Raw genomic sequence first — 8,467 nt, 5'->3', positions numbered from 1 at the left:
TGGCGGGAGGTCGAGGGCTTCCGCAACGGCCGGGACCTGACCGACCTGACCTACCACCGCCACGTGGGCGAGGGCCGGGCCGACGGGATCGTGCGGATCGCCTTCGACCGCCCCGAGGTGCGCAACGCGTTCCGGCCGCACACCGTGGACGAGCTGTACCGGGTGTTCGACCACGCCCGCCGCTCCCCCGACGTGGGCACCGTGCTGTTCACCGGCAACGGGCCGAGCGCCAAGGACGGCGGCTGGGCGTTCTGTTCCGGCGGTGACCAGCGGATCCGCGGCCGGTCGGGATACCAGTACTCCACCGAGCACGACGCTGACGTGGCAGGCGCGACCGCCGAGAAGGTCGACGAGGCCCGGGTCAAGGCCGAGGGCGGCCGGCTGCACATCCTCGAGGTCCAGCGGCTCATCCGCACCATGCCCAAGGTGGTGATCTGCCTGGTCAACGGCTGGGCGGCCGGCGGCGGGCACTCGCTGCACGTGGTGAGCGACCTGACCCTGGCCTCCCGCGAGCACGCCCGGTTCAAGCAGACCGACGCCGACGTGGGGTCCTTCGACGCCGGCTACGGCAGCGCGTACCTGGCCAAGCAGGTGGGCCAGAAGTTCGCGCGGGAGATCTTCTTCCTGGGTCAGGCGTACACGGCCGAGGAGATGTTCCACATGGGCGCGGTCAACCGGGTCGTGGACCACGCCGAGCTGGAGAACACCGCGATCGAGTGGGCGCGACAGATCAACGGCAAGTCGCCCACCGCCCAGCGGATGCTCAAGTTCGCGTTCAACCTCACCGACGACGGCCTGATGGGCCAGCAGGTATTCGCCGGCGAGGCCACACGCCTGGCGTACATGACCGACGAGGCGGTGGAGGGGCGCGACGCGTTCCTGGAGAAGCGGGCCCCCGACTGGGACGACTTCCCCTACTACTACTGACCAGAGAACCGAATATACTCCGGCGGGGCCGCTACAGTTCTGCTGTGAACAGCCGAGGCCGAGGACCACTGGAGCGCGACACCTGCCGCGAGCTCGTGGTCCCGGCGCTCAAGACGTCGGGCTGGAATTCGAAGCAGATCAGGTCCGAATACCCGATCTCTCAGGTGCCGGACATCACGGGCGGAGAGGTCACCCTCCTGCCCCGACGGCGCGTGGACTACGTCCTGGAAGTCGCCCCCGGCCAGCCAGTGGCAGTGGTGGAGGCGAAGCGGTCGTTCCGGTCGGCACGTGACGGGCTCCAGCAAGCCATCGAGTACGCGCGTCGACTCGATGTCCCGCTAGCGATCGCGACCAACGGCGCCGAGATCGTGATCCACGACAGGACGAGCGGAACCGAGCGCGTGAGCGGGGCATTCCCCACTCCTGCCGAAGCGTGGTGGACATACTGCACTTTCGCGGGACTCGATCAGAGCGCTGCTGAGCTGTTGCTCCAGCCGCTCAATCGTCGAAAAACGTCGACCGACGGCACGGTGATCGAACCGCGCTTCTATCAAACACGGGCCATCAACGCCGTCCTCGGAGCCATTGCGCGCGGAGAGACTCGGATCCTGCTGCTCATGGCCACGGGAACCGGCAAGACGTTCACCGCGATGCAGATCGTGGCCAAGCTGCTCTCGTACCAGGAGAGAGTTGCTCCGCAGGTCAACTACCGGGTGCTCTATCTGGCGGACCGGGACGGTCTGCTTAAACAGCCGATGAACAAGGACTTCGGACCCGCACTCGGACACGAGCTGCTCCAGCGGGTCACCGTGCGGGCCGACCAGAGCCGGGAGATCTACTTTGCCAGCTACCAGGCACTCCACGGACAGAAGGACGGCGCTGAACTCCTGCATCAGTTCCCAACGAACTTCTTTGACCTGGTGATCGTCGACGAGTGCCACCGTGGGAGCGCGTCCGAGAACTCGCTATGGCGCGGGAGCTTGGACTACTTCTCCTCGGCGATCCAGCTGGGCCTCACTGCCACTCCGCGGAGCGACACCGTCCACAGCTACGAGTACTTCGGCGATCCGGTATTCACCTACTCGCTCCGCGAGGGTATTGAAGACGGCTACCTCGCGCCGTACCGGATCCGGCGGGTCAACCTCAGCGCGGACGCCGACGGTTGGACCCCGGACCCCGGCGAGCTGGACCGGTACGGGAGGGAGATCCCGGCGGGGACCTACACGACCCGGGATTTCGAGCGCACTCTCTCCCTGGTCCCCAGAAGCCGTGCCATGGCCCACCATCTGTCCGGGATCCTGCGGCAGAACCCTGCTCACAAGGCGATGGTCTTCTGCGTGGATGTGGCCCACGCCGACGCGGTGCGTAGCGCGCTCGTGGCCGAGAACCCGGACCTCCTTCGCGAGGACCCCCGGTGGGTGGTCCGCATCGTCGGCGTGGAAAACGAGAAGGAGGCACTACTCGAGGACTTCTGTGACACCCCGTCACCGGTGGTCGCCACTACGTCGCGCCTCCTTTCTACGGGAACGGATGTCCCGGACCTTCGGTACGTGGTGCTGTTCCGGCCGGTGGGATCGATGATCGAGTTCAAACAGATCATCGGTCGCGGCACGCGCCTCTTCCCGGAGGCCGGCAAGACGTCGTTCGAGATCATCGACTACGTGGGGGCTTCGGAGCATTTCCGTGATCCCGGATTTGACGGGTATCCGGCGGGGATCCGAGTCGAGACCATCGACGGCGGGGGAACGGTCATCGACGCGTCCACCGCGGAGGACGACGACGAGGAGGATCCCACGCTTGGCGAGCCGACTCCCGATTTCACCCCGGGCGACCCAGACCCGGCCGACCCGTTCCCGGGAGATGACACTGACGAACACGACCACGGCAGCGAACGCATTCGCTATGTGGTGGACAATGCCGTGGTGACGGTGGTGGGCGAAGCCACAATGGTGATGGACCGCTCGACGGGCGAGCCCCGCATGGTCGAAGTCCGGCACGTGGTCGAGGGGACGCTGTCCGACTTTGGCTCTCCAGTCGACCTCGCGGCGATGTGGGCGGATCCCGCGCACCGCCAAGAGATCCTCACCGCGCTGGCCGTTCGAAACATCGACCTGTCGCCGATGACGATCCTCGCCGAGGAGACCGGAACGGATTTGCTCGACATCTTGCTCTCCATGGCATTCCGGACGCCGGTGCGGACCCGCGCGGAACGGGCCCGACGCGCGCGTGAGGCACACGCACTCGACATCGAGGCCCAGTCAACGGCGGGCAGAGCCGTTCTCGAGGGCCTGCTGAAGCGGTACGAGGAGTACGGGATCAACGACGTGACGATGCAGGCCCTCCAACTTCGCCCCATCAGCGACGCCGGGTCGGTCACGGAGCTCGCAGACAACATGGGCGGTCCCGACGCACTGCGAAAGGCCGTCGATGAGATCCCGCGCTGGCTCTACGGTGCATAACTAAACGAATTATGTAGTTTTACGGGCTATGCCTGCGCCAAACTACAGTGTTTATTGATTTTCAGCGATGCTAGTGTGGTCCAGTGTCCTCGTCGTCCGTAGATCTGCGTCGCCGTCTTCACGCGCTCGCGTTCGATCAGGCCGGGTATTTCACGGCCGCCCAGGCCATTGAGGTCGGCTACTCATACCAGGCGCAGAAGTACCACGTCGACTGCGGCAACTGGACCCGGGTCGACCGGGGGATCTTCCGCCTTCCCGACTGGCCCGCACAACCGTTGGACGAGTTCGTCCGCTGGACGCTCTGGAGCGGCGGCCGCGGCGTGGTCTCGTACGAATCTGCACTCAGAGTGCACGGACTGTCTGACGCCGACCCTGCGCGCCTGCACCTGGTGGTCCCTGAAGGGTTCCGGGCCGAGGACCCCTACGTCGTTACACATCTCGGCGAGGTCGATCCCGGCGACACTGTCGCGCACCAAGGCTGGTCGGTCACCTCCGTGCTCCGGACGCTCGTCGATGTGGCGGGCGAGTCGGCCGTGTCCCAGGAGATCGTGGACGAGGCCGTTGCTCAGGCGCTGGAGCGGGAGCTCACCACGCGCCGTCGCCTTCTGCGGCGCTCGTATGAGGCGCCGACCGAGGCAGCCCTTCGCATCGAGCGAGCCCTGGCGAGGGAATCCGATGGATGACGGCGTGGCGCGCAGTCTCAACCAACGCCTGCGAAACCTTGCGTCCGAGGAGGGGGTCGACGTACTACGTCTGCGCAACCGGCTCCTGTTCCAGCGCATACTCCACCGACTCTCCGGCGACGAGCGATGGATCCTCAAGGGCGGCTTCGCGCTGGAGACCCGACTGTGGCTGGACTCACGTGCGACTAAAGACCTCGACCTCGCCCGCCGAGAAGCCTCAGCACCCGACGCCGATGAGCTGCACGACCTTCTCGATTCCGCACTCGACCGCGACACAGGTGACGGTTTCCGCTTCGCTCCGCGACGTCCGCGTCAGGTGAAAGCCGAGGACGAGTTGCCGACCACGTGGCGCGTCGTGATCGACGCACATGTTGGATCGATCCTGTTTGGATCGGCGACACTGGACGTGATCACGGCATCCGCACTCGATTCCGAGGAGGTGGAGCCCCTCGTCGTCGCCCCTATCCTGGGCGGTGAGGAGTTCACCGTCCTCGCCGTGGACGTCAACCGTCACGCTGCCGAGAAGTTCCACGCCTACTCGCGCATCTATGCGCACGAGCGTCCGTCATCGCGAGTCAAGGACCTCGTGGACCTCACGCTGCTCGCCGACCGGGGACTCCTCGACCCGGCCGCGCTCGCAACTCGGCTCGTGAACGTCTTCTCGGAGCGGGACGAGCGGGAGCCGCCGACGGACCTGCCCCCACCCCCCGGACACTGGGCCGAGACCTTTGCGGCAATGTCGGCCGACCTCGGATTGTCGACGGTCGAGTCCGCGGCAGCCCACCATCGTGTGCGCGAGGAGTACCAGCGCGCCCTCTCCACTCTCCGGAAGGACACCCCATGAGTCCCCGCGCAGCAACAAAGGCCGAACCCACCACTCAGGCGCGCCTGCAGTCGGTGATCAAAACCTCGCGGCAGATCATGCGCAAGGACGCCGGGCTCAACGGTGAGCTGGATCGACTCCCCCAGCTCGCCTGGCTGCTCTTCCTCAAGGCCTTCGACGATCTCGAGACCGAGCGGACGCTGATTGATGCAGGCTACGAGCCGGCGCTTCCCGACTACCTCCGGTGGTCGCGTTGGGCCCACGAACAGAACGTCACCGGCGAGCCATTCGTGCGCTTCATCAACGACGAACTCCTCCCCCACCTTCGGCAGGTGCGCGGCACCGGCAGGCCGGGGGACCCGCACGACACCCTTGGGCTGGTGTTCTCCGACGTTCGGAACCGGATGCAGTCCGGTCATCTGCTGCGCCAGCTCGTCGACCAAGTGGACCGAATCAGCTTCACCTCTCGCGACGAGGTGCACACCATGGCGGTGTTCTACGAGACCATGCTCCGCGAGATGCGGGACGCGGCCGGGGATTCCGGTGAGTTCTACACCCCCAGGCCGGTGATCCGGTTCGTTGTGGACCAGGTGGACCCCCGCCCGGGCGACAAGGTCCTCGACCCCGCCTGCGGTACGGGTGGGTTCCTCGTCGAGTCCTTCCGGCACATGACAGCGGGCGACCTCTCGACCACTGATCACCGAAAGGTCGTCACGGGCCTGCGTGGCATCGAGAAGAAGGGCCTGCCTTTCCTCCTCTGCCAGATGAATTTGCTGCTCAACGGCGTCCATCAGCCGAACGTCACCGAGGGAAACGCCCTGGCCTACCCGTTGGCGGAGATCCGACGCGACGGGGTTGACGTGGTGGTGACCAATCCGCCGTTCGGCGGCGAGGAGGAGACGCTCATCCTCGACAACTTCCCCCGCTCGTTCCGCACTGCCGAGACCGTGTGGCTGTTCCTCCAGTCCGTCATGGCCCGGATCGAGAAGAGCTCAAGTGGCCGCTGCGGGATCGTGGTGCCCAACTCCGTCCTCTTTGACACCGGCGTCGGCGGCCGGATCAAGAAGGACCTCATGAGCCGGTTCAACCTCCACACCGTGGTCCGCCTACCCAACGGGGTCTTCTCGCCGTACACCCTCATCCCGTCAAACATCGTGTTCTTCGAGAAGGGAGAGCAAGGGCCGGTGTGGTTCTACGAGGTGCCACCGCCCGAGGGACGTAAGAACTACACCAAGACCAAGCCGATGCGCTACGAGGAGTTCGAGCCCTGCCAAGCCTGGTGGGGCGGCCCCTCACGGGAGGGGCGCGCCGAGAATGAACACGCCTGGAAGGTCGAGTACTCCGACATCGAGGCCGGCGGGTTCTCTCTGGACCTGCACAACCCGAACCGACCCGATGCGCTGGACCAGCGCCCGCCCGGCGAGCTGATCGCCAAGTTGATCGAGACAGAGAAGGAGCTCCTTGCTGTCTACGAGGAGATGCGGGTCGCGATCGCTGAGTTCGAGCTGTGAAGGTCGAGTGGGTGCCGTTCGGGAAGGTCGCTGAACTTCAGCGGCGCCGGGTCGTGGTCGATGTCGCGGAGTCATATCAGCAAGTCGGTATCAGGTCATTCGGCAGGGGCTGCTTCATCAAAGAACCCACAACCGGGGCCGAAATCGGCACCAAGCGAGTCTTCGACATTCGTCAAGGCGACCTACTTTTCAGCAACGTGTTCGCTTGGGAAGGTGCAGTCGGCCTCGCCGGGCCCGAACACGGTGGCCTCATCGGCTCGCACCGCTTCATGACATGGACGTGCGATCAAGACAAAGTGAAGGCCGACTTCCTGCTTCAGTTTTTCACGTCAGCACGCGGCATCGCCGAGCTCTACAAGGGGTCTCCCGGATCTGCCGGACGCAACAAGACACTGTCCATCGCAAATCTCAAGAGGATCACCGTTCCAGTCCCGCCGCTCGACGACCAGACCCGCATCGTCGAGCACCTGGGAAAGCTGGCAGACGAGAACGGTGACCCCTCTCACGATGCCAAAGAGAATGATCTCTTGAACGCTGCGATCGCCCAGGGAAGTTCTGCCACTTCTGCAGCTTTGGGAGAAGTACTCACCCTCGAGCGGCAATGGATCCCCGAGTTCAGCGGAGAATCAGCGTTGCCGATCGGCGTCAAGAGCTTCGGACGTGGATTAATTAGATATCCTGCAACTCCTCCGAGTGAGCTTTCCAAAATGCGCTACTTCACCGTCCACGGTGATCGCTTGATCGTGAGCAACATTAAAGCCTGGGAAGGCGCAGTCGCGCTGTCTCGCTCGTCTGACCAAGGCCGGATTGGCAGTAACCGCTTTCTTCAATACTCCATCTCGGCGAGTTCAGTCCGGCTGGAGTGGGTTCATGCCTACCTCGCCAGCCCTGCCGGCGTTGAGAAACTCTCGGCTGCGTCACCCGGCTCTGCGGACAGGAACCGCACTTTGAGCATTTCCGCATTCGAGTCCATCGAGATTCCGGTACCGGATCTCTCTTTTCAAGACCACATCGCGTCGCTCGTCGCGCACTCGGGACGAGCTGAGCCCCTCCGCCGTCGCCGAGACAAGCTCGCCGCCGCGGTGCTGCCCGCGGCCCGGAACGAGATCTTCACCGCGATGCGGTGATGCTCCGCCACTGATCCCCGGCCACCACGATGTGGTCGAGGAAGCGCAGGCCGACCTCCCTGGCGGCGGATGCGATCCGGGTGGTGGCCAACTCGTCGTCGTCGCTCGGCGTCGGGTCCCCACCAGGGTGATTGTGGGCTAGCGCGAAGGCCACGCCGTCGTGGGCCAGGACCACGGCCAACACCTCACGCACCGGCAGTGCAGTCCGCGTGGCACCGCCGCGCGCGACCTGCTCGACCCGCCGCACTCGATTGGCGCCGTCGAGAACCAGAACCAACAGCTCCTCCCGTGTCGCCCGCCCGATCACTGGCCCGACCACAGCCGCGATGTCCGCTGACGACCGGATCCGCCGTCCCCCGGGTGGTCCCACAACGCGGGCACCCAGCGCGAACGCCGACACCACACGACAGGCCTTGGCGGGCCCGATGCCCGGGACGCGCGCCAACTCCGCCACCCCAGCGGAGGCGACCCCCGCCATCGAGCCGAAGTGAGCGACAAGCTCGCCCGCCACGTCGATCGCGTTTCGCCCCGCCAATCCGGACCCGAGCTGGACGGCAAGCAGCTCCACGTCACTCAACGACCCCACCCCCGAGCGGATGAGGCGCTCGCGGGGCAGGTCGTGAACCGGAAGGTCACGGAAGGGAACCGTCATGCGTCCGACGATAGGACCTGCGGCTCGGCACGCCGCACAACGAACCGAAGGCTGTGGATAACGCTGTGGATCTCCCACAATCTCGCCCCGCGTAGGGTCTGCAGACCATGCCCGACTTCCCCGCGACCCGCGAACTGCGCACCCTGCCCGTCCCCGGCGGCCGGGCCGTAGCCGAGCTGTTCCCCACATTCGAGCAGCTCCTGGCCGACCGTGGCCCCGCGCTGCTGCCCGTCCCGGCCGACGACCCCGCGCGCACGCTGCTCCTCGAGCGGACCCAGCGGCCGG

7 protein-coding genes are annotated in these 8,467 nt (G+C 65.7%); 6 read left to right on the top strand and 1 reads right to left on the bottom strand.

Annotation, left to right across the window (positions count from 1 at the left end):
- The 6 genes from G6027_RS03125 to G6027_RS03100 all read left to right on the top strand — a co-directional run.
- On the top strand, positions 1 to 927 hold a 927-nt coding region (locus tag G6027_RS03125), incomplete at its 5' end, for a 1,4-dihydroxy-2-naphthoyl-CoA synthase (RefSeq protein ID WP_182635326.1).
- A gap of 44 nt (positions 928 to 971) precedes the next feature.
- Positions 972 to 3,386: a DEAD/DEAH box helicase family protein gene (locus G6027_RS03120; protein WP_182635325.1), complete on the top strand. Its 2,415-nt coding sequence runs from the start codon at positions 972 to 974 to the stop codon at positions 3,384 to 3,386.
- Positions 3,387 to 3,469: 83 nt separating this feature from the next.
- Positions 3,470 to 4,069, top strand: coding sequence for a hypothetical protein (locus tag G6027_RS03115; RefSeq protein WP_182635324.1), 600 nt, complete (start codon positions 3,470 to 3,472; stop codon positions 4,067 to 4,069).
- 4 nt (positions 4,070 to 4,073) lie between these two features.
- A complete protein-coding gene (locus G6027_RS03110; protein ID WP_182635323.1) occupies positions 4,074 to 4,913 on the top strand; it encodes a nucleotidyl transferase AbiEii/AbiGii toxin family protein in 840 nt (279 codons plus the stop codon).
- On the top strand, positions 4,910 to 6,403 hold the full coding sequence (locus G6027_RS03105; protein ID WP_182635321.1) for an N-6 DNA methylase: 1,494 nt from the start codon (positions 4,910 to 4,912) through the stop codon (positions 6,401 to 6,403). Before G6027_RS03110 ends, G6027_RS03105 begins: the two co-directional genes overlap by 4 nt.
- Positions 6,400 to 7,530 carry a restriction endonuclease subunit S gene (locus G6027_RS03100; protein ID WP_182635319.1) on the top strand — a complete coding sequence of 377 codons (1,131 nt, stop codon included), beginning with the start codon at positions 6,400 to 6,402 and terminating at the stop codon, positions 7,528 to 7,530. The genes G6027_RS03105 and G6027_RS03100 overlap by 4 nt, the downstream gene beginning before the upstream one ends.
- On the opposite strand, the gene radC is transcribed toward G6027_RS03100, so the two are convergent.
- Positions 7,514 to 8,182: a DNA repair protein RadC gene (radC, locus tag G6027_RS03095; RefSeq protein ID WP_182635318.1), complete on the bottom strand. Its 669-nt coding sequence runs from the start codon at positions 8,180 to 8,182 to the stop codon at positions 7,514 to 7,516. The genes G6027_RS03100 and radC overlap by 17 nt on opposite strands.
- Positions 8,183 to 8,467 lie beyond the last annotated feature (285 nt).

Source organism: Dietzia sp. SLG310A2-38A2 (genome assembly GCF_014145095.1).
Lineage (GTDB): Bacteria > Actinomycetota > Actinomycetes > Mycobacteriales > Mycobacteriaceae > Dietzia.
Note: the sequence above shows the minus strand (reverse complement) of the source record. Positions and strands in the feature narration are given on the sequence as shown.

Excerpts from the sequence above, each read along its gene's own strand:
- radC (WP_182635318.1), bottom strand. The coding sequence starts at position 8,182 with ATGACGGTTCCCTTCCGTGACCTTCCGGTTCACGACCTGCCCCGCGAG.
- G6027_RS03105 (WP_182635321.1), top strand. The coding sequence starts at position 4,910 with ATGAGTCCCCGCGCAGCAACAAAGGCCGAACCCACCACTCAGGCGCGC.